Annotated in this window: 17 protein-coding genes; 4 read left to right on the forward strand and 13 right to left on the reverse strand. The window is 41.0% G+C overall.

Annotated elements, in window-relative coordinates; genetic code table 11:
• Window positions 1-81: 81 nt before the first annotated feature.
• Window positions 82-894 carry a uroporphyrinogen-III synthase gene (locus tag J9317_RS15840; protein WP_211560184.1) on the reverse strand — a complete coding sequence of 271 codons (813 nt, stop codon included), beginning with the start codon at window positions 892-894 and terminating at the stop codon, window positions 82-84.
• 94 nt (window positions 895-988) lie between these two features.
• On the opposite strand from J9317_RS15840, the gene J9317_RS15845 reads away from it, so the two are divergent.
• On the forward strand, window positions 989-1,564 hold the full coding sequence (locus tag J9317_RS15845; protein WP_211560186.1) for a CBO0543 family protein: 576 nt from the start codon (window positions 989-991) through the stop codon (window positions 1,562-1,564).
• Here J9317_RS15845 and J9317_RS15850 read toward each other — a convergent pair.
• The 3 genes from J9317_RS15850 to J9317_RS15860 all read right to left on the reverse strand — a co-directional run bounded on the left by J9317_RS15850 (window position 1,561) and on the right by J9317_RS15860 (window position 4,793).
• Complete coding sequence (locus J9317_RS15850) at window positions 1,561-2,055, reverse strand: STAS domain-containing protein (RefSeq protein WP_211560188.1); 495 nt, start codon at window positions 2,053-2,055, stop codon at window positions 1,561-1,563. The two genes, J9317_RS15845 and J9317_RS15850, sit on opposite strands and share 4 nt — an antisense overlap.
• 423 nt (window positions 2,056-2,478) lie before the next feature.
• Entirely contained in the window at window positions 2,479-3,960 is a 1,482-nt protein-coding gene (locus J9317_RS15855) for a methyl-accepting chemotaxis protein (RefSeq protein WP_211560190.1), read from the reverse strand.
• A 65-nt stretch (window positions 3,961-4,025) separates the two neighbouring features.
• Window positions 4,026-4,793, reverse strand: a complete 768-nt coding sequence (locus J9317_RS15860) for an SDR family NAD(P)-dependent oxidoreductase (RefSeq protein WP_211560192.1) — start codon at window positions 4,791-4,793, stop codon at window positions 4,026-4,028.
• A 324-nt stretch (window positions 4,794-5,117) separates the two neighbouring features.
• On the opposite strand from J9317_RS15860, the gene J9317_RS15865 reads away from it, so the two are divergent.
• The gene (locus J9317_RS15865; RefSeq protein WP_211560194.1) at window positions 5,118-5,960 is read left to right on the forward strand and encodes an STAS domain-containing protein; all 843 of its coding nucleotides are present in this window, start codon (window positions 5,118-5,120) and stop codon (window positions 5,958-5,960) included.
• A 40-nt stretch (window positions 5,961-6,000) separates the two neighbouring features.
• Here J9317_RS15865 and J9317_RS15870 read toward each other — a convergent pair whose 3' ends face one another.
• The 6 genes from J9317_RS15870 to J9317_RS15895 all read right to left on the reverse strand — a co-directional run bounded on the left by J9317_RS15870 (window position 6,001) and on the right by J9317_RS15895 (window position 11,004).
• Window positions 6,001-7,167, reverse strand: a complete 1,167-nt coding sequence (locus J9317_RS15870; RefSeq protein ID WP_211560195.1) for a hypothetical protein — start codon at window positions 7,165-7,167, stop codon at window positions 6,001-6,003.
• Window positions 7,168-7,179: 12 nt separating this feature from the next.
• Complete coding sequence (locus J9317_RS15875) at window positions 7,180-8,007, reverse strand: hypothetical protein (protein WP_211560198.1); 828 nt, start codon at window positions 8,005-8,007, stop codon at window positions 7,180-7,182.
• Window positions 8,004-8,693, reverse strand: a complete 690-nt coding sequence (locus J9317_RS15880) for an ABC transporter ATP-binding protein (RefSeq protein ID WP_211560200.1) — start codon at window positions 8,691-8,693, stop codon at window positions 8,004-8,006. The genes J9317_RS15875 and J9317_RS15880 overlap by 4 nt, the downstream gene beginning before the upstream one ends.
• Before the next feature lie 14 nt (window positions 8,694-8,707).
• On the reverse strand, window positions 8,708-9,076 hold the full coding sequence (locus J9317_RS15885) for a GntR family transcriptional regulator (protein WP_211560202.1): 369 nt from the start codon (window positions 9,074-9,076) through the stop codon (window positions 8,708-8,710).
• Window positions 9,077-9,270: 194 nt separating this feature from the next.
• The gene (locus J9317_RS15890; RefSeq protein ID WP_211560204.1) at window positions 9,271-10,032 is read right to left on the reverse strand and encodes a sugar phosphate isomerase/epimerase family protein; all 762 of its coding nucleotides are present in this window, start codon (window positions 10,030-10,032) and stop codon (window positions 9,271-9,273) included.
• A gap of 96 nt (window positions 10,033-10,128) precedes the next feature.
• Window positions 10,129-11,004, reverse strand: coding sequence for an SMP-30/gluconolactonase/LRE family protein (locus J9317_RS15895; protein ID WP_211560207.1), 876 nt, complete (start codon window positions 11,002-11,004; stop codon window positions 10,129-10,131).
• 246 nt (window positions 11,005-11,250) lie between these two features.
• Between J9317_RS15895 and J9317_RS15900 the strand changes: the two genes are divergently transcribed.
• On the forward strand, window positions 11,251-12,390 hold the full coding sequence (locus tag J9317_RS15900) for a PP2C family protein-serine/threonine phosphatase (protein WP_211560208.1): 1,140 nt from the start codon (window positions 11,251-11,253) through the stop codon (window positions 12,388-12,390).
• 329 nt (window positions 12,391-12,719) lie between these two features.
• On the opposite strand, the gene J9317_RS15905 is transcribed toward J9317_RS15900, so the two are convergent.
• The 3 genes from J9317_RS15905 to J9317_RS15915 form a co-directional block, all read right to left on the reverse strand.
• Window positions 12,720-13,577: a CheR family methyltransferase gene (locus J9317_RS15905; RefSeq protein ID WP_211560210.1), complete on the reverse strand. Its 858-nt coding sequence runs from the start codon at window positions 13,575-13,577 to the stop codon at window positions 12,720-12,722.
• Window positions 13,578-13,592: 15 nt separating this feature from the next.
• Complete coding sequence (locus J9317_RS15910) at window positions 13,593-16,244, reverse strand: ATP-binding protein (RefSeq protein WP_211560212.1); 2,652 nt, start codon at window positions 16,242-16,244, stop codon at window positions 13,593-13,595.
• A 282-nt stretch (window positions 16,245-16,526) separates the two neighbouring features.
• Window positions 16,527-16,952 carry a VOC family protein gene (locus J9317_RS15915; RefSeq protein WP_211560214.1) on the reverse strand — a complete coding sequence of 142 codons (426 nt, stop codon included), beginning with the start codon at window positions 16,950-16,952 and terminating at the stop codon, window positions 16,527-16,529.
• Window positions 16,953-17,225: 273 nt separating this feature from the next.
• Between J9317_RS15915 and J9317_RS15920 the strand changes: the two genes are divergently transcribed.
• Window positions 17,226-18,596, forward strand: coding sequence for a L,D-transpeptidase family protein (locus tag J9317_RS15920; RefSeq protein ID WP_211560216.1), 1,371 nt, complete (start codon window positions 17,226-17,228; stop codon window positions 18,594-18,596).
• The last annotated feature ends 28 nt before the right edge of the window (window positions 18,597-18,624 follow it).

Here is an 18,624-nt window from a genome sequence, read left to right on the forward strand (position 1 = left end):
GAAAACTATTCGATTCATATTCCTCAAAATTGCCCTCATTTAAACTTGAGAAACAAAAAAAACAGCCCATTCAGGCTGCCTTCATCCCTTCATTTCTTCATAATAGTTCCCAAGCTCCACAATGGCGCTGCCCATCCGCTCGTGGTCAGGCACAACCAGTCTTTCTATTCCCTCTTCCTTCAAAGCCTGTGCTGTTACCTTTCCTATTGCTAAAGCAACAACATGGTCGGAAAAAGCTTGTGTCACTTGTTCTGCTGCGCCATACTTTCTTGCGAAATCCATTAGAAACCGGCCTTGAGGTTTGCTTGTGAAATAAACAGCATCTACATCTTTGTGGATAATTTCCTCCACCAGAGACCGCATCGTCTCTTCATCAGGAGCGATGTGAAGGTATGGCTGGATTTCCACACATTCAGCTCCCTGGGCTTTGAAAAATCCTACCAGTTTCGGAGCCCGCTCTCCATGCAGCTGAATAGCCACTTTCTTTCCGCTGAAATCATGCTTTTCGAGTTCCCTGAGCAAGCCATCGTTACTCCCGTCATCATCTCGAACAGCTGGTTCAAGATGCATCCCCGCAAGAAACTTGGCGGTTTTATATCCCCGGATTCCAATTGAAAGCTTTTTTAATTCTGCTAAGAATGAGTCTTCTGCCTTCATTTCTGCAGCTTTCTTTAAAAGCGCTTCAGATCCCATCCCTGTCGTTAAAATGATCCAGTCGAAATAACCGCTTATAATGGTCCGGACGTCTTTTTCAAGCTGTTCATCGTTTAAAAAAACCGTTCCTTGGGCAGGACGGTGAAGATACGTCCCTCCATAATTTTCGATGATCGATTTTATTTCCTCAGCTTTTCTCTGGCCCGCAAAAACAATTCTTTTATTGATAAGCTTTTTCATCTGAAACCCCCTCAAGAAATATTAGCCGATTCGTGCATGAAATGGTCAAAAGACCGTAAAACTAACCTTATCAATACAAATCATGGAGGAGATTATGGGAAATCATCAGAAGGAACTTTTAGATAAAATCCAGTCACTCCAGCTGGAGCATACGAAAGCATGGCTCCACTATTGGCTCAATTATTCATCCTTCCATACTTGGCAGTTTTGGCTGAATATCGGCTTCCTGATCGTCCCGCTCGTACTTCTTTATTTTGTAATAGACAGGAATAAAGCCTTTTTCCTTGGTTTTTACGGATATAGCACACATGTGTGGTATGTCTATATTGATGCGTATGGGGCCAGTCAGGGATATTGGTTATTTCCTTACAAGCTTATCCCGTTTCTCCCTGTGAGTTTTGCGTTGGATGTTTCTTTTGCTCCCGTTTCTTACATGCTCATTTACCAATGGGTTCTGAAACATAAGAAAAACTATTATCTCTATATGGCATTGTACAGTGCCTTCATGTCCTTTATCTTTAAACCAATCATGGTTGCTGCTGAGCTTTTTCAGCTGAATCGCGGAGCAAGCTATTTAACCCTATTTATCGGCTATTCCAGTGTAGCTCTTATTGCAAAGTGGATAACCAATATATTTATTCATTTAAAGAAAACAGCTGGAAATCTTTAACGTTCATTGATTTTCTGAAAAACCATGCCTTTTTCCTTCATTAAATATTGCAAAGCTGTGCGGAAGGATGAAAAGGTGTTCAACTCCTTCACAAAAGCCTGCCTGGATTCTGTAAGGATTTGGGTAATAGCAGGGGTGAAGCCAACAAACAGCACTTGTACACCCATGAGTTTTAAAGTAGAAGTCAAATTCTCAATGTATCTTCCAAAAACAGAAATCTCTCCTATCTCCTTCTTGGATATAGCAGTGAAATCAATGACCGCTGTATTCACATTTGCTGAAAAAATGTACTCGGTAATCTTCGTGATCATCAGCTCGAAACGATCCGCATCCAGCCTTCCCGTAAAAGGAATAAGAACGGTCTCCGGTATAATAGAAGGGATAATGGGGGCAGATAAATCCTTTATTAACTGCTCACAGTCCGTCACCTTTTGGTTTAGCGCTTTAATTTCTGTTCGTAATCCCTCTAATTCGCTTTCTTCACCTTTCATACTCCACCTCGTACTTCCGGTTATTTTGAAAAAACTCTTTATTCACAGCATGCAGTATCTGCCCAAAAGTCCTGTACGGTTTCCTAAAAGAAAAATGGGTAAGAACAAACTGCCGTAAATGCCTTGACGAAAGATCACAGACTGAATACGCCGCGTCCTGCAGCAACGTCTGTGCGGCCCTCATCCTGCGGACCCTGACTAACCATCAGCGAAATCCCAGCCGATGGACGTTTCACTCCATCAATTTTAGCATTATTTTTCCCATGTAAAAAGGAGCCTGCAGCAGACTCCTTTTATTGGCTGGCTGTTTCCGCAAACTTTACTGCTGAAATGGTATAGAATAGGGTTGGGATGCCCGTTTTCCCGGGCATCGTCCGCAAAGAACCTATTAAAGATCAGCAATTGAAAAGAAAAGAGCCATATTTAATTTTGATGCGCATTCATAATTTCTTTCGCTTTGCCGGAGGTTTGGATCATTAAATCTGAAATCAATTCATTATCAGTGGTGAGCGTTTCGACAGAAGCATTCATTTCTTCGAGTCCCGCACTCGATTCTTCAATAATCGCAGCAAGCTCTGCTGTTGATTTTTCAACTTCGGAGCTGCTGTCAACCACTTTGCTGTACACTACTTCTGTATGAAGAAAATCTTCATTCATCTTCTGAATCATTCTCTTCAGCGTTTCAAAATATTTCCCTACATCTTCAGATGAGCCCAATACCTTTACAATTTTCCTTTCGCTTTCCTCCATTTTTTTCAGGGTAAGCGAATTATCATGGTTGACCTGCAGCAAATTGGCCGTTATGCTTTCAGCTGTTTTATTTGTCATTTCAGCAAGCTTCCGGATTTCTTCTGCAACGACCGAAAATCCTTTGCCTGCTTCTCCCGCCCGTGCAGCTTCAATGGAGGCATTCAATGCCAAAAGGTTGGTTTGTTCAGAAATTTGTTTAATGCTGTTTGAGAAAGAATTGGTTTCTTTTACTTTTTCACTCAGCTCTTGAAACGACCGGTTAAGGTCCGAAATCGTCACTTTAATCTCCGTAACATCCTGAGTAAAATAGGAAACCTTGCTTTCTCCTTCACCAGTTATTTTCTGCGTTTGTCCGGCTTCCTCTAAAAGCTCTTTCATTTGATTACTCAGCTTCATCATCATTTCATGGGAGGCTGAGGTGTTTTGAGAAATATTTGAAATTTGCTCCGTCTGCTGGTAGCTTCCAGAAGCAATTTCATTGAGCCCTGCCTTCATATCGCTCTGAGCTCTTAGATTGCTTTGAATGCGTTCGCTTGCCACAGAAACACTTTCAAGAATATGTTTCATACTGTCGTGAAGCTTAGCAGCTTGCCTGCTCTCTTCAGCCGCTTTCGTTTCTGTTTCAAGAACAAGTTGCTGGACATGGTCCGACTGTTTTCTGTTTAAATGGATGAGCACAGATAAAATCAGTCCTGAAAGTCCATATGCAAGAATAACGGTTGCGACGTTTGCTTGAATGGAGGCCAATTCTTTTGTGCTGTGCAGAGCAGCAAGGATAATGGTGACAAAACCAAGTGTAAATCCAATCGCGAAAATTAGCCTTCGAAAATGAACCGCTGCAAAAATCGCCAAAAAGAAGGTGACAATCACTACGGTCCATCCTCCCCCGGCTACATAAATACCCGTAATCGTAAACACGTTTACCAGTACCGCACTTGTATAAGGAAAGAGAATATATTTTTTGAGGATCTTTTGGCATAGGAAGAAAACAACGGTAAATAGGATAAGTTCTGATGCAAAGAGGATTATCGTTTCTGTTTCTTTCGTTCCAATTGATTTTAATAGAGCAAGAACAAGTGATATGGAGAAAGCTGTGTACATTAATAAGTTTTTCTTTTTGATGTCCGCTTCGATTATCTGCTGAACATTCTGCATGTGAATACCCCTTTTACCCGAATGATTTTAGAAGACAAGCGGCTGCTTTACTGCCGCCTGCTGTATTAAGGTCTGATATCTGATTTAAAGCTTGAAAATCCATCATCTGCCATTACGACAGATCCATTAAGGGAGCGAGCTTCATCTGTTGCCAGGAAGGCTACAACTGCAGCAATTTCTTCTGGCTCAATCAGCTTTCTAGTAAGCTGCTGCTGCTTCATATATTCAAGCAAACCAGCATCTCTGTATCCTTGAACAATTTTCGTATTAACCGCTGCAGGTCCGACTCCTACTACTCGAATTCCATGAGGGGCCAGTTCAAGCGCACCATGTTTTGTCAGCATAACAACCGCACCTTTTGCAGCTTGGTAGCCCGTAATTCCGAGTGTCCCGACAAATCCGAACACAGAAGCATTGTTAATAATCACGCCTTCCGTACCCAGATCCTTCATTTTCCGGGCTGCCGCAAGCATTCCATAATAAACACCATGCTGATTCACATTTACAACCTTATGATAATCCTCAGGTGAATGATCTAAAAATGGTTTTGTAATTCCGATTCCCGCATTATTGAACATGACATGAATATTCCCGAACGTCTGTACCGTGAATTCTACAAGTGCTTCTACTTGTTCAAAGCTTGTTACATCTGCTTTAAAAAAGCGGGCTTCTCCGCCGCTTTCTTGAATATCGCGAACTGTAAGCTCTCCTAGTTCTTCATTAAAATCAGAAACAATTACTTTTGAGCCCTCTTTTGCAAGTCTTATCGCTGTTTCTCTGCCGATTCCTTCTGCTCCGCCTGTTACAACACTTACTTTATCCTTTAATCTCATTTTTGTGGGCCTCCTCTGATTACTGCTACAGTTATATAAATCGGCTATTTCTTGAAATTATGAAGAGAATTAGAGAAAATAGTATCGTGCGGTATTAAGTTTATTTGATGATATGGCATTTTAAAGAGAATTAAGTTACTCTTAATCAATTAATTATTTTACTAAAAAAGCATCAACTTCTTGCTGAACCCAATGAATTTTATGAAAAGCAGTGATTGTATTCTTCAGGACCTGCAGTTTTGCTTTTATTTTTAAACACATAAGAAACTTCTTCTTTTTTCTGGTAAAATAACAAAGAGATTTTAATATTTAGGGGTGAAATTTATGGATATGAATCAGGCGCTTCGAGAATACTTCCGCCAGCATGCCAGTAAACTGACTGAGGACTGGTACAGCACCCTCGGAAATTATGATCCTTCTACCGTTTATGGTTCTAAAGACCCTGAAGTAATTGAGGGAGTTAAAGCTCAAAATCTAGAATTCCACATCCATGCACCTGATATTTTTATAGAGGAAAAAGAAACATTTTTGATTCGATTCTACGAATGGGTTCATAAAGTGGCAAGAGATGGAGCCCATCTTAAAACTCCTAATTACTTTGTTATTAAAGAGTTTAAAAGAGTCCGCAAACAGTATATAACACTGATTAACGCATTTATTCTTGAGCACCGCGATGAAGTCTCGTGCGACCTGGCTGATGAGTGGATGAACAAAGTGCTGGAAGTCTTTGATATTGCCATTCTAAAATTTGTAGAGGAAGCGGAGAACAATTCTAAGCAGCAGCTGAAAGCACAGCAGGAAATGATCTACGAGCTCAGTTCTCCTGTCATTAGCCTCGCCAACAAGGATGCTCTTTTGCCGCTTGTAGGCGACATTGATACCGCAAGGGCAAAAATCATTCTTGAGAATACACTGGAGCAATGCTCTCAAAAAGGCATTGAACATCTGTTTATCGATTTATCAGGGGTTGTAATTATTGATACAATGGTCGCCCAGCAAATTTTCCAGCTGATTGACACTCTCAATTTAATAGGCGTCAAGACTACAATCTCAGGCATCCGGCCTGAAATTGCCATGACTGCTATGCAGCTTGGTCTTTCTTTTGAGAAAACCAATATCCGCTCGACTTTATCTCAGGCTATCGTTTCAGCAAAAAAGGACATCTAATGTATGTCCTTTTTTGCTGTTCTTTTCCAGGCGTTGCCTCTTAGTTTCTTGGTATAGAAATTGAATGAATGTCTAGAGTCATATTTGATTTTACTGAACGATTTTCGATCTTCCCTGAATACACTTCTTCACCCGTTTTCATGCTGAAGGCTTTTATATACGATTCTTTTGAATTCTTCTTACCTGCGGCGTACATCACACCTTCTTTGAAGGTAAAGGTGTCAAGAGAATTTTGCTGTATCGGTAATAACCGTTCCAGATCAATTTTTCCAGATTTTATGTCATAACGGAGTGCGTTCATTTTTCCGTTTTCAGAAACAGTATAGTACAGGTGGGAATTCTCAATGAACAGATCCTGAATTTCGCCCATAATGGACGGCAGAGTTATTTTTTCCTCTGTTCCTGTTTTATTATTTATTACATAGTACTCTCTCCGCTCGAACTGATTGTCTTCTCCATCCTGCTTATAATAATTTTTAATGTATGCAGTGTAATCGCTTGGTCTTAACGGATCCAATTCATTGAACAAGGTGATATAATAGTTTTCTTTATTCTTCATTTCTGTCTCGCCGAAACGCTGTTCTCCTACCAGCTCCCGGTCCTTTAAATTAAAATTATAACTTGTATAACTTTCCCGGTTTGCATCTGAAGCGCCATAGACAAGTACCTTTACTTCATTATTCACTCTCTGAACATCCGTAACATAGAACAAAGATTGACCTTTTACAGGAACCTTTGCATCAAACTTCATTTGTTTTTTTGTATTTTTGTCCATTATGGCAAAAGTGAACACTCTCTTTTCATCTTCCTCCTGAGCCAATTGAGCGCTCACAAGCCATTTTTCGTCCTCGTATATTTCTCCAGACTCTTTATTGCCTCTCATAAAATCCCGGTAATCATCTTGAATTCTCTCGAAATCTGTACTCCCGAACCATTTTCTGTCCTGCTGTTCAATGATTGATAGGCGGCTGTGGTATTCCGATCCTTTTTCCGTAATGCGGAGGCTCTCATTTGCATATTCTTGATTATCCTTCATGTAATAGCTGCCGATTAAAGAAATTCTGCTTCCAATGTCTTTGCTTCCGCTCTCTGTTTTTATCTTGAAATTAGGAAGTAGGCTTTTCGTATAAGCAGCCTGGACATAAAAGGAACCTATTCCTAAAACTGCGATGATGGTGATCAGCATCGTTTTCCAATATTTTTTCATTATATATGCTCCTTATACCGTAATCTTCTTAGCCAGCAGGAATCGGCTCATAAAGACAGACAGAACTCCAATGGCACCGACACAGGCTATCCCAATATATATGATTTCAATTGGGTATAACTGGTCCAATGTTTCGGCCAAAAACACTGGGATTAAAGCAACTAAGCAAGCCAGAACACCATATCCAATCCCAATTCCTGCACCAAGCCATTTATAGCTTCTTTCAAACAGGATGATCGTATTTAATACAAGTACTAATGTAATTCCAGCGCCATAGTACAAAACAAATTCCAAAAAGGTGGAAGGGATGATCATACTGAGTACAGCGTTGGAATTCATAACGTATGAAAGCGGAGTAAGGCCCCTCAAATCCTGCGGAACAATGGATTGATAAATGGCAAATTCGAATGGTAATAACAGAAGTTGAAGTGCCACCAGACCAAAGATCATTAAGAGAATCGCAGCGGTTTTAGCAAAGTAAATATTCATTCTGGAAACCGGAATCATCAGCAGCCTGTACATAAATGCATTGTTGGCAAACCAATCTCTGTACCAGATAAAGAATACGTAAAATAAAAGCGCGCAGATGGAAAGGAGGATAGGTCCCATATAGAACGAACTGTTTACAATTGATGAAAAACTCAGCGGCTCCATGGTTGAAACATATTGTTCTGCATTAATTCTTTGTTCCCTCATGTATTCACTTGCATAACGGGTCAACTTATTTGATTCATTAAACACAGCAATCATCTGTCCAAGAATAGTTAAGATAATCAATCCAAAATAGATTTTGGCAAACCGGTTCACTTCAAAGTTTACAAGCTTTAAAAAGCGGTTCATGCATTATACACCTCTCTCATCACATCAATTACAGATTTGCCTTCTGAGATTCTCATATCCTCTGCATTAAATTGTTTGCAGACTCTCCCATTTTCAAGAAGAACCACGCGATCAATCAGATGCTCAATGTCCTGAATTTCGTGGGTGGTAATGATAACCCCGCGGCCTTCGATCAGGTGGCTTGTAAAGACATTGGTGATCTGTTCCCTGCTGAAAATATCAATCCCTGAAAAAGGCTCATCCATCAGGAGATAGTCGGTATCAAGCGATAAGCCCATAAGCAAGCTTGCTTTAGCTGCATTTCCTTTTGAAAGGCTTGATATTTTGTCCCCTTTATTTAATTTAAAGAAATGAAGAAGCTCAAAGGCACGTTCCCTGTTCCAGTTCGGATAAAAATCCTCCATAAACTCCATGAACTGCTGAATCGTCATTCCGGGCTGCATGATCGGCGTATCCGGTATGTACGTAATTTTCTCCAGAGTCTTCTTATTCAACTTTTCTCCATCAATTAAAATATCTCCGGAATGAATGGGAGTAAGCCCCATGATGGCTTTTAGTACCGTAGTCTTTCCCGCTCCGTTAATCCCTATTAAACAAGTAATCTCACCCTTTGCCGCTTCAAAGGTTGCTTCGTCCAGTACGGTTTTAAACCCGAATTTTTTTCTTATCCCTTTTACTTCAATCATTTTGATCCCCCCTGCTATTCCGTCTGACTGTATTTCTCATGAATAATTTGAACAAGCTCCTCGACAGGAACCTGAATCGGTTTTATGGATTGGATAAACGAATCAACGGCCTCCATAATAAGCTCCTCCCGAACGCGATTTAAAATAGCGGTATCCGTTGTCACCTTGCTCGGAACATTTCTTTCTGTAAAAATCAGCTGCTGTTCCTCCATTTCCTTATACGCTTTTTGTGCCGTATTGGGGTTAATACTCAGCATTCCTGCAATCTCCCTCCTGGACGGAATTTCCTGCCCTGCCTTTAGCTTTCCGGTTGCTATTTGCTCTTTGAAGTAGCGGACCACCTGAAGGTAAACAGGGTCTCTATTATTAAAAATGGTACTCATCGTACACCTCCAAACTCAAACTGTGTGTACTACTTAGTTCACACAGTTTATATTTGTACTATACACATAGTACACCTAAGCCGTCAATCAATTTTTTCCATAAAAGAAAGAAGCTGTATCGAAACAGCTTCTTTTGTGTAATCATGCTCTTAATCATTCATGTATTCAGCTAAGAACTCCAGCTTCCTGGATTATTAAACCCCTTTAACCTTGAGACCATTTAAATACTGATAACTGATCGAAATGCTGTCAAGCGGAGGCCTTTTGCACACATCCTGTTCAACCACAAGCCATTCAGCTTTGGCTGCCGCAGCCTTTTGCACCACGGCCTGCAAATCGATTACTCCTGTACCAAGCTCGGCAAAAGCTTTGTCTTCGCTTGCTTCCATATCCTTCATATGTACGAGAGATAAGCGATTGCTGTACTTCTGAATCCATTCGGCCGGATTCTTCCCGGCATGCGTAAGCCAGTATACGTCAAGTTCTGTTTGTACCCAATCAGGATTTGTTTCATCCATCAATATGTCTAAACCCGTCTTATCCCCAAATGTAAGCAATTCAAATTCATGATGATGATAGCTTAGCGTAAGTCCAGCTTCATGTATTTTTTGTCCCATCACATTCAGCTTTTCAGCAAGCTCATGATATTCAGCTTCCTTCTCCATCCGATCATAAGGATAGGCAATAATGAGATGCTTACTCCCTAATATATGCTGAGCCTCAATGTGTTTCTCTAAATTCTCTTCAAGCTCTTTAAGGACGAAATGGCTTCCAGAAGCCCGCAGATTAAGCTCATCCAGGCTTTTCCGCAAATCAGCAGGATTAACTCCGTAATACCCGGCAAACTCCACACCGTCAAAACCAATTTCAGCCACTTTGTTAAGCGTTTTCAAAAAGTCTTTTTCACATTCATCTCTTAATGTATACATCTGTACAGAAACCGGCATTTGACTCATAAATAAACCCTCCCCAATAATTCTCACATTCTTATCTTACCACGATTTTCAGAATTAATTGGCAAAAAAAGAACCGGCCTTAGCCGGATCATAAGATTATCCTTTATAACGAAAAGAACTTTTTCCCATCGTATTTGTTTTATATTGAAAAATCGCACCCGCAAGCGGCTGTTGTGCCAAAGCATCATCCTCCAGGTTTTCCCGTCCGGTGGTAATGTATAATACATCAAGCCGGTCCCCTCCGAATGTACAGCAGGTCACCTGGGAAACAGGAAGATTGACCTCCTCAAGCTTTTCTCCCGTATTTGGATTCCATCTGGAAACACGAGATCCATTAAAATGAGCAATCCAAAGATTCCCTTCAGCATCGATTGTCATTCCATCTGGATGGCCTTCATCCTCGGGTATTTCAATCACAGTTCGTTTATTAGACAAGCTGCCTGTATCCAAATCATAATCAAATGCTGCAACCTTTTGCGTAGGTGTATCAATATAATAAAATGTGTCTCCGTTCTCATTCCATGCAAGGCCATTTGAAATGCCTGCCTGATCAATTAGCTTCCGGACATTTTGATTCTCATCCATACTGTACAAAGCCCCAGTTGTACCCTGGCCCTCTTTCTGCATGGTACCGGCAAGGAATCTGCCATTCGGATCACATTTTCCATCATTGAATCGATTATCCGGCTTATCTCTTTCAGGGTCAGTTAGAAATGTCATTTCCCCCGTTTCTAAATCAATCCGGTAAAATCCATTTTCCATGGCAGCAATCAGACCGCCTTTTTCAGATAGAGAAATCGCGCCAATCTTTTCTCCAGTATCGATCACCCTGTCTTTTTTGGAATCAGGATTGAAGATATGTATAGCTTTGCCGTGAATATCGATCCAGTATAATAAACCTTCCCTGTCATCCCAAACAGGACCTTCGGCTAAAATCGCTTTTGCATCATAAACCAGTTCCGCCTGATTCATTTAATCTCCTCCTCATCATTAACTATGCTATTTCTTCATTCCCTTTTTGGGGAAGAATTATGCTTTCTATTGAGAAGTTGTTTTTGGCCGGTGAATTCAGATTGATTTTATAGCTTGGGATCCCGGCCGGTCTCAGACTCTTTCCAGCCGATTTCTTCTTCTTTCCGGCTGGTACAACACCAAATCTCCCTCTTTCCATCATCTAGTAGTATAATAATAGTATTAAATCTAAGTATGGAGCCGGTAATGAAAATTCTAATTGTTGATGACCATCCAGTTAATTTATTTGTTGTAGAAAAAATCCTTAAAAATGCTGGCTATGAGGATAATGTATCTCTTTCCTCTGCTCAAGCTCTATTTGACTATTTAAAAATGGATTCTCCCGGTTCCGCTAAGCCGGAAGCCGATTTGATCCTGCTTGATATCATGATGCCTGAAATTGACGGAATTGAGACGTGCAGAAGAATTCAGCAGGTCGAACATTTGCGTGAAATACCAATTATCTTCGTTACTGCTCTGGAAGACTCTAATAAACTAGCAGAGGCGCTTGATGTTGGAGGGCATGATTACATTACAAAACCTATCAATAAAGTAGAGCTTCTGGCAAGGATCAGAGTGGCTCTTCGCCTTAAACAGGAAAAGGACTGGCATGCAGAACAGGAGCAGAAACTTTCTCATGAACTTGATCTTGCTATGCAAATTCAAAAGAGTTTATTAAATCCCCCGCTCAATGAAGAGAATATATGCATCCATGTATCCCATCTGCCTTCTAATAAATTAGCTGGAGACATGTACTATTGGCATAGGTTCAGTGAGCATAAATACGGCGTTATTCTCCTTGATATGATGGGTCATGGTATTTCATCCTCGCTGATTTGCATGTATATCTCTTCCGTATTAAGGGACTCAATTAAACAGATTGCCGACCCTGTTCTCGTTATTGAAGAGCTGAACCGGTATATGGCTCTATTATCCAACCAGACTAAAGAGCATAATTACTATTTTACGGCGATTTATCTTGTCATTGATACAGAAGCGAAAACAGTGGAATATGTTAATGCCGGTCATCCTCCAGGGTATGCTTTGCTTGATAACGAACTGGTTGATCTTAATAAAGGCTGCTGTGCGGTTGGATTTTTCGAGGAAATCAGCATTAGCAGTACGGTACTGACTTACACTGATAACGTTCAGCTCCTCCTGTTTACAGACGGTGTTTACGAAAATTATGGGGAAGATGAAAACACCATGCTTGAGAAGCTTAAATACATCGCAAGGCAAAAATGGTCAGGTGCTTCCATCTCGCCTATCCATCTGCTCGGCTTCCAGGACCAGGACACCCCTCAGAAGGATGATATGTGTCTTCTGATGATTCAAGGAAACCATTAAGCTGTAAGCTTGTTAAAATACAAAATGGGGCTGTCCAGTAAGTCCCATTTAAAGCTTCTCGCTCTTTTACTTTCGTTTGTTTTGCTAATTTCGCGGGGCGGGCGGTGAGCCTCCTCAGCGCTGCGCGCCTGTGGGGTCTCACCTGTCCCGCTGCTCCCGCTGGAGTCAAGCACCTTCCGCTCCAATCAGCAATACCAGGATTGTTCAGAAATACGTGTAAAAAAACCCCTTGGATGCTCCATTCACGAAGCACTCAGGGGGTTTTTGGTTTCCATTATTTCCTCTCATCAGGACTTTTCAGACAGCTCCATTTTTATGCGCTTTAGAAATCACTTTATTTTCCGGTATATTTTTTCACCGGCAATAAACTCCTGATAGTTGTAAGCCACTTCTGTGAATTTCAGTGACTCTTTATCTCCCAATCCTATAAATCCCCCATCACATAAGCTTTCGTGAAATAGATGATGAACTTGATTTTGCAGAGCCCCGGTAAAATAAATAAGGACATTTCTGCAGATGATGACGTGAAATTCATTAAATGATTGATCCGTTACAAGATTGTGCTGAGCAAAGCTTATGTTATTCAGCAGCTCCGGCTTGAAATAGGCAAACCGTTCATCTGTTGTGTAAAACTCCGAAAATGACCGGGTGCCTCCGGATAGAAAATAGTTTTTCGTGTAATTCTGCATCTTGTTAAGCACAAATCTTCCTTGTTTGGCTAACTCAAGAACTCGTTCGTTCATATCTGTTGCAAAGATATGGGTACGCTCTGCGAGGCCTTCCTCCTCAAGAAGGATCGCCATGGAATAAACCTCTTCCCCGGTAGAGCACCCGGCGTGCCAAATTCGAATGGCAGGGAGCTCTTTGAGAATCGGGACGACCTGTTCACGGAAGGTTTTGAAAAAACTTGGATTTCTAAACATTTCCGTTACATTAATCGAAAAATCATTTAACAGCTTATCGAGCATCTCCGGCTCATAAATAGCTTGTTCAAGAAGTCTCGATATAGTAGGGATTTGCTCCATTCCCATGCGGTTCTGAATCCTTCTTCCAATGGAAGAACGCATGTAGTTGCGGAAATCATAGCCTGATAAACGATAGACTCCTTCAAGAAGTAAATCTATTTCAATCTCTTCCCGGTGACTGAATAGCGGGGCATCCGTATTTGTTGATTTATTTTCTTCCATATATTCTTACCTCTTTTAGTTTGTAAGCCAGACTCTCATTGCAGAAAGCAGCTGTTCCATTTTTAGCGGTTTGCTGATGTAATCAGAGGCTCCTGCTTCAAGGCATTTTTCCCGGTCATTTTTCATGGCTTTAGCTGTTAGGGCAATAATTGGAACCTCGGTCATTTTATAATCGCCACGAATGGTTTTCATCGTTTCGTACCCATCCATCACCGGCATCATAATGTCCATTAATATTAAATCAATAGAGTCGTTTGTTTTTAGAATGTCCAGGCATTTTTGTCCGTTTTCTGCTGAAATGACGTTCATTCCTTCATTTTTCAATGCGGCTTCCAGCACATAGATATTGCGGTGGTCATCATCGACAATTAACACGTTTCTGCCGGCAAAAGCATTTCCTTCCGCAGCAGGTTCTGCCTGAGTTATTGCCGGGGCAATTTTAATTTCTGCCGCAGCTGCCGCCTCAAGCTGTGTTTTTTGCTCTTCAGTAATTGCGGATAAATCGGGATGAACAGGAATCGTTAATGTAAATGTGCTTCCTTTTCCTTCTTCGCTTGTCAGTGAAATACTTCCGCCAAGCAATTTTGCCAGTTCTCTGCAGATGGATAAACCAAGACCTGTTCCGCCATACTTCCTTACGGTAGCTCCATCTCCCTGCTGAAAGGCCTCAAAAATAATGTCATGCTTATTCTTTGGTATACCAATTCCGGTATCCTTCACTGTAAGGCGAATCTGATTTCCCGGAATTGTATCAATAGAAACTGTTATGCCGCCTTCCGACGTAAATTTGAATGCGTTTGAAAGCAGATTCTTAATAATTTGGTTTAACCGCTTTTCATCTGTATAGATTAAATCTGGAACTGCGTCAGATTTATCGATATTCAGATACAGCCCTTTTTGGGCAGCAATATGAGCAAAATTCCGCTCAATATATTCAGGGATTCCGGCTGCATTTACTTCGCTGAAATGAACTTCAAGCTTGCCTGATTCCACTTTGGAAAGATCCAGTATTTCATCTATTAAGTTTAGAAGATCCTGTCCGGATGAATGAATGATTTCTGCAAATTCCTGTTCTTCCAAGGCAAGCTTCTTTCCTGTATTTTCTGCAAGCATTTCTGACAAAATAAGAATACTGTTGAGCGGAGTCCTTAGCTCATGAGACATATTCGCCAAAAACTCCGACTTATATTTAGAGCTGGCCATAAGCTGCTTTGCCTGAGCTTCAAGCTCTTCTTTTGCATTCTCAAGCTCTTTTGATTTATCCTCTGCATCTTCGCTACGGGATTCAAGCTGCTCATTGATCATTTGCAGTTCTTCTGACTGCATCTGAAGTTCCTCTGATTGGGTCTGCAATTCCTCTGATTGGGTCTGAAGCTCCTCTGTCATTGCCTGTGATTCGGCAAGCAGGCGCTTAATCTCCATTTGGCCAAGCACACTGTTAACGGTGAGACCCATGGACTCGGTTAAAGCTTCCAGAAGCTCGATATGCTTTTGCTGGTAATCGCCTAAGCTTGATAGTTCAATTATGGCTATCGCATTGCTTTTATAAAGAATCGGCGCAACAATCAAACTGCTCGGTTTAATATTCCCCATACTGGTGGAAATTGGCTGGTAATCAGCACCCAAATCGTTAACGCAAACAACCTTCTTGTCAATAGCTGCCTGCCCCGCCAGTCCCTCGCCATAGGCAAATGAGTTTTTGGCATTTTCCGTTCCAAATGCGTATCCGGCTTTTTTCACAAAAACATCGCCGTCTTTCACATAAAAAGCACCCATTGCCGAGTCTGTCATATCAGCAAGGTTTTTAAGGAAGGTTTCGCCAAGCGGCTCAAGAGAAGAAATCCCCTGATTCTGGGTATTTACCGTATTGATGCCGGTTTGCACCCAGCTGCGGTCTTCCATAACATCCAGCAATCCATTTGTGGCTATTGCCAGTTCTTTAATTTCATCATTTGTCCTTACATTCAGTCTGCTGGATAGATTTCCCCCGCTTGTCATTGCTTTAATGTTGCCAATAACCTGCTGAACCGTAGAAACGATGGATTTGGAAATGGCAAGTCCAATCACAAGTGCAATGATTGTCGTGAGAACGATCAGGCCATACATGGTATATCGCAATGATAAGTTTTGCGTGTCGAGACTCGCTGCCCGCTGTTTCGTTAAATTCAGTTCAGTACCGCGGAATGTCTCAAACTGATCGCGGACCGACTTAATCGCAGCTGCATCCGGATTTTGTGAATAGAAGTCCCCGATTTGAGCATCCTGTCCATTATTTTTCAATCTGATAATCGGTTCACTTGTTTTGGTAATCCAATTATCGATTGAACTCTTAATTGATTGAAGTTTATCCTGCTGTGAGGGATTATCGCTGAGCAAATTGTAAAGCTCAGCATAATCATCCTCCAAATGATCTCTGGAAACTTCATAGGCATTCACATAGTCATTGCTTCCAGTGATGGCATAGCCTCTCTGCCCGGTCTGCATTTCCAGAAGAGACTTTTCAACCTGACCGGCTAAAACAAAAACCTGGATATCGTGATTTATTATGAAATTCCTCTGCTTTTGCATTTGGGATATTTGATTGCTTATTAATAGAATTGAAGCAATTAAGCAAACTAATATAACGACATAGCCGAATAGGATTTTATTCCTAATTCCGATTTTCATGGTTTCCTTCGTCCCCTTTTGTATTCTCTAAGAAATTATATACTAATTACTGCTTACTGCCTATTATCAAAACACATTTCCGCCTTGGTTTATCAACCCCGCATTCAAATGACGGCAAAAAACGGCTTGTTTATATATTATGAATGTGTTATAGTACTAGGGCGATGAGCTGAGTTGCATAAGCCGGGGGACGCACCTTTTTGGTACAAACGATGTGGCGTTTGGTCCCTCGCCGCAATACGCAAAGGCACCTGATGATTCAGGTGCCTTTTTTACCTTCAATTAGAATTCAAGCATCGCTCCTCTTTCATCAAAGACAGAAGAAGGATTCCACGCAATTTCCCACAGGTTTTGTTCCGGATCTGCGAAATATGCGGTTCTGCCTCCCCAAAAAGCATCACTTGGTTGCCGGAGAATTTCCCCGCCCGCCTTCCTTATGTTTTCGATTGCTTCATCTACTTGCTGCGGTTCATCTACATTTATCGCAAATGTGACTGCCTTGTATCCCTCACTAATCAGTTTAACTTCTGCATCTTTCTCAAGTTCTTCTAATGGAAAAAGAGAAAGAAGGACTCCTGCAGTTTTAAAAACCGCATATTGATCTGAACTGATCTCTGTTTCTGCCCATCCAAGCTTCTGATAAAAAAGCCTGAGATTTTTCACATTTTTTGCTCCAATCGTCAGGAGTGATACTCTCTGGGGAATCATTTTTTTCCTCCTTCATTTATTAAGGCTGTGTTTCACTTCCGCCTCTCACCTGACACGCTGCTCCCGCGGAAAATCCCCGCCTTCCGTTCAAATCAGACTAAACATTTAAAACAGAAAAATGTCTTTATTAATGATAATTCCAGCACCTTTTCCCCGTTCCTCTTTATATATTATTTATTTTTTCCACCATTACAAAATTCTACATATTTATTAGGTAATTATGATTATAATTAATTGGTATATTTATATAAATATAGAAATATAGGGGGCATTATGAAAAAAATAACTTTAAGTTTTGTTCTTATTTTCAGCTTTTTGCTTGGCGGACACATTACTCCGGCTTCAGCAAGCGGAGAACAATTAATCATTGTAAACAAAGCAAACAACAAATTGGCCTTTTTTAATAACGGCAAGCTTGTTCGTATTTTCAGCATAGGGACAGGCAGGAGTGATGACTTAACTCCGGAAGGAACTTTCCGGGTTGTCACGAAAATCGTAAACCGGCCTTATTATAAGGACAATATCCCAGGTGGAGATCCAAGAAATCCTTTGGGGGACAGATGGCTCGGACTTGATGCAAGAGGAACCTACGGGACAACCTACGCAATTCACGGCAATAATAACGAAAGCTCCATCGGCCGCTATGTGAGTTCAGGCTGCATCAGAATGCATAATTCAGAAGTCAGATGGCTTTATCCTCAAGTAGAGAAAATGACTAAAGCCGTTATTTTAAAATCCAGTGAATCCTTTGAAACAATTGCAAAGAAAAACGGGTACTCTTTGAATGCGGAATATTCACGCTATGCAGCTGCAGACGGCCAAGGAAAAATCCTTCTTCAAAAAACGGCTCAGTATCAAACGGCTGTAAATACCGGAAGCATTTCAAAAGTAAACGGATTATATGATGGATTAACGAATGAATTAAAGAAAGCAGAATCACTGATCGGCAAAGTTTCCGGTAAAAGCAACAGGGATGCATTAGGTCAAAAATACCTGACCCCTGCTAAAAGAACGGTTGAGAGAAGCATCTATGAGGTTTCACAATTTAGACTGATGAATTCAATTAAAGCAGACATTTCAGCCAAAAATAGTTCGAAAGCGGAATCGAAGCTGCAAACATTGAATCGACTTAAAAAACGTGCATTTCAGATTAAAGAAGCCGGCGGCTACCGTGCCCTTCCTGCAGTTATCAGCAGAAGCCTGGAAAGCCAGGAGGCAAACCTGTATGGAATGTTGCTGCAGATCAGAACAGCTGATTACAATAAGTCCATTACTAGCTCCAACATTACCTCTATCGACAGACAATATAATGGAGTTTCAGCAGCTATTTCCCAAACAGAGAGACAGATTGGAGATGTGTATGGATCAGCAAACCGCGATTCTTTGCTGAAGCTTTATGTAAAACCTGCCAAAATCGCACGCGAGCGGACAATTTATCAAGTTTCCATGCATCGCTTAATGAATAAAATAGATGCACTTGTAGAATCCGGCTCCACGTCTAAAGCAGCAGAAGAACTCCGAAAGCTGGAAAGACTTCAGAATCGTTCCATCGAAATTCAAAAGGCTCTAGGCTATCCTTTACTTAAAACAATCGATGAAAGCTTAAACAAACGTTATATTGAACTTAGTAAAAAGCTTGTCTAGAAAACCCTTAACTAAGGGTTTTTTTTAT

This window comes from Metabacillus flavus, from assembly GCF_018283675.1.
GTDB lineage: Bacteria > Bacillota > Bacilli > Bacillales > Bacillaceae > Metabacillus_B > Metabacillus_B flavus.

Bases quoted from the DNA above. Each gene is read 5' to 3' on its own strand.
- J9317_RS15840 (WP_211560184.1), bottom strand. From the start codon at position 894: ATGAAAAAGCTTATCAATAAAAGAATTGTTTTTGCGGGCCAGAGAAAA.
- J9317_RS15845 (WP_211560186.1), top strand. From the start codon at position 989: ATGGGAAATCATCAGAAGGAACTTTTAGATAAAATCCAGTCACTCCAG.
- J9317_RS15850 (WP_211560188.1), bottom strand. From the start codon at position 2,055: ATGAAAGGTGAAGAAAGCGAATTAGAGGGATTACGAACAGAAATTAAA.
- J9317_RS15855 (WP_211560190.1), bottom strand. From the start codon at position 3,960: ATGCAGAATGTTCAGCAGATAATCGAAGCGGACATCAAAAAGAAAAAC.
- J9317_RS15860 (WP_211560192.1), bottom strand. From the start codon at position 4,793: ATGAGATTAAAGGATAAAGTAAGTGTTGTAACAGGCGGAGCAGAAGGA.
- J9317_RS15865 (WP_211560194.1), top strand. From the start codon at position 5,118: ATGGATATGAATCAGGCGCTTCGAGAATACTTCCGCCAGCATGCCAGT.
- J9317_RS15870 (WP_211560195.1), bottom strand. From the start codon at position 7,167: ATGAAAAAATATTGGAAAACGATGCTGATCACCATCATCGCAGTTTTA.
- J9317_RS15875 (WP_211560198.1), bottom strand. From the start codon at position 8,007: ATGAACCGCTTTTTAAAGCTTGTAAACTTTGAAGTGAACCGGTTTGCC.
- J9317_RS15880 (WP_211560200.1), bottom strand. From the start codon at position 8,693: ATGATTGAAGTAAAAGGGATAAGAAAAAAATTCGGGTTTAAAACCGTA.
- J9317_RS15885 (WP_211560202.1), bottom strand. From the start codon at position 9,076: ATGAGTACCATTTTTAATAATAGAGACCCTGTTTACCTTCAGGTGGTC.
- J9317_RS15890 (WP_211560204.1), bottom strand. From the start codon at position 10,032: ATGAGTCAAATGCCGGTTTCTGTACAGATGTATACATTAAGAGATGAA.
- J9317_RS15895 (WP_211560207.1), bottom strand. From the start codon at position 11,004: ATGAATCAGGCGGAACTGGTTTATGATGCAAAAGCGATTTTAGCCGAA.
- J9317_RS15900 (WP_211560208.1), top strand. From the start codon at position 11,251: ATGAAAATTCTAATTGTTGATGACCATCCAGTTAATTTATTTGTTGTA.
- J9317_RS15905 (WP_211560210.1), bottom strand. From the start codon at position 13,577: ATGGAAGAAAATAAATCAACAAATACGGATGCCCCGCTATTCAGTCAC.
- J9317_RS15910 (WP_211560212.1), bottom strand. From the start codon at position 16,244: ATGAAAATCGGAATTAGGAATAAAATCCTATTCGGCTATGTCGTTATA.
- J9317_RS15915 (WP_211560214.1), bottom strand. From the start codon at position 16,952: ATGATTCCCCAGAGAGTATCACTCCTGACGATTGGAGCAAAAAATGTG.
- J9317_RS15920 (WP_211560216.1), top strand. From the start codon at position 17,226: ATGAAAAAAATAACTTTAAGTTTTGTTCTTATTTTCAGCTTTTTGCTT.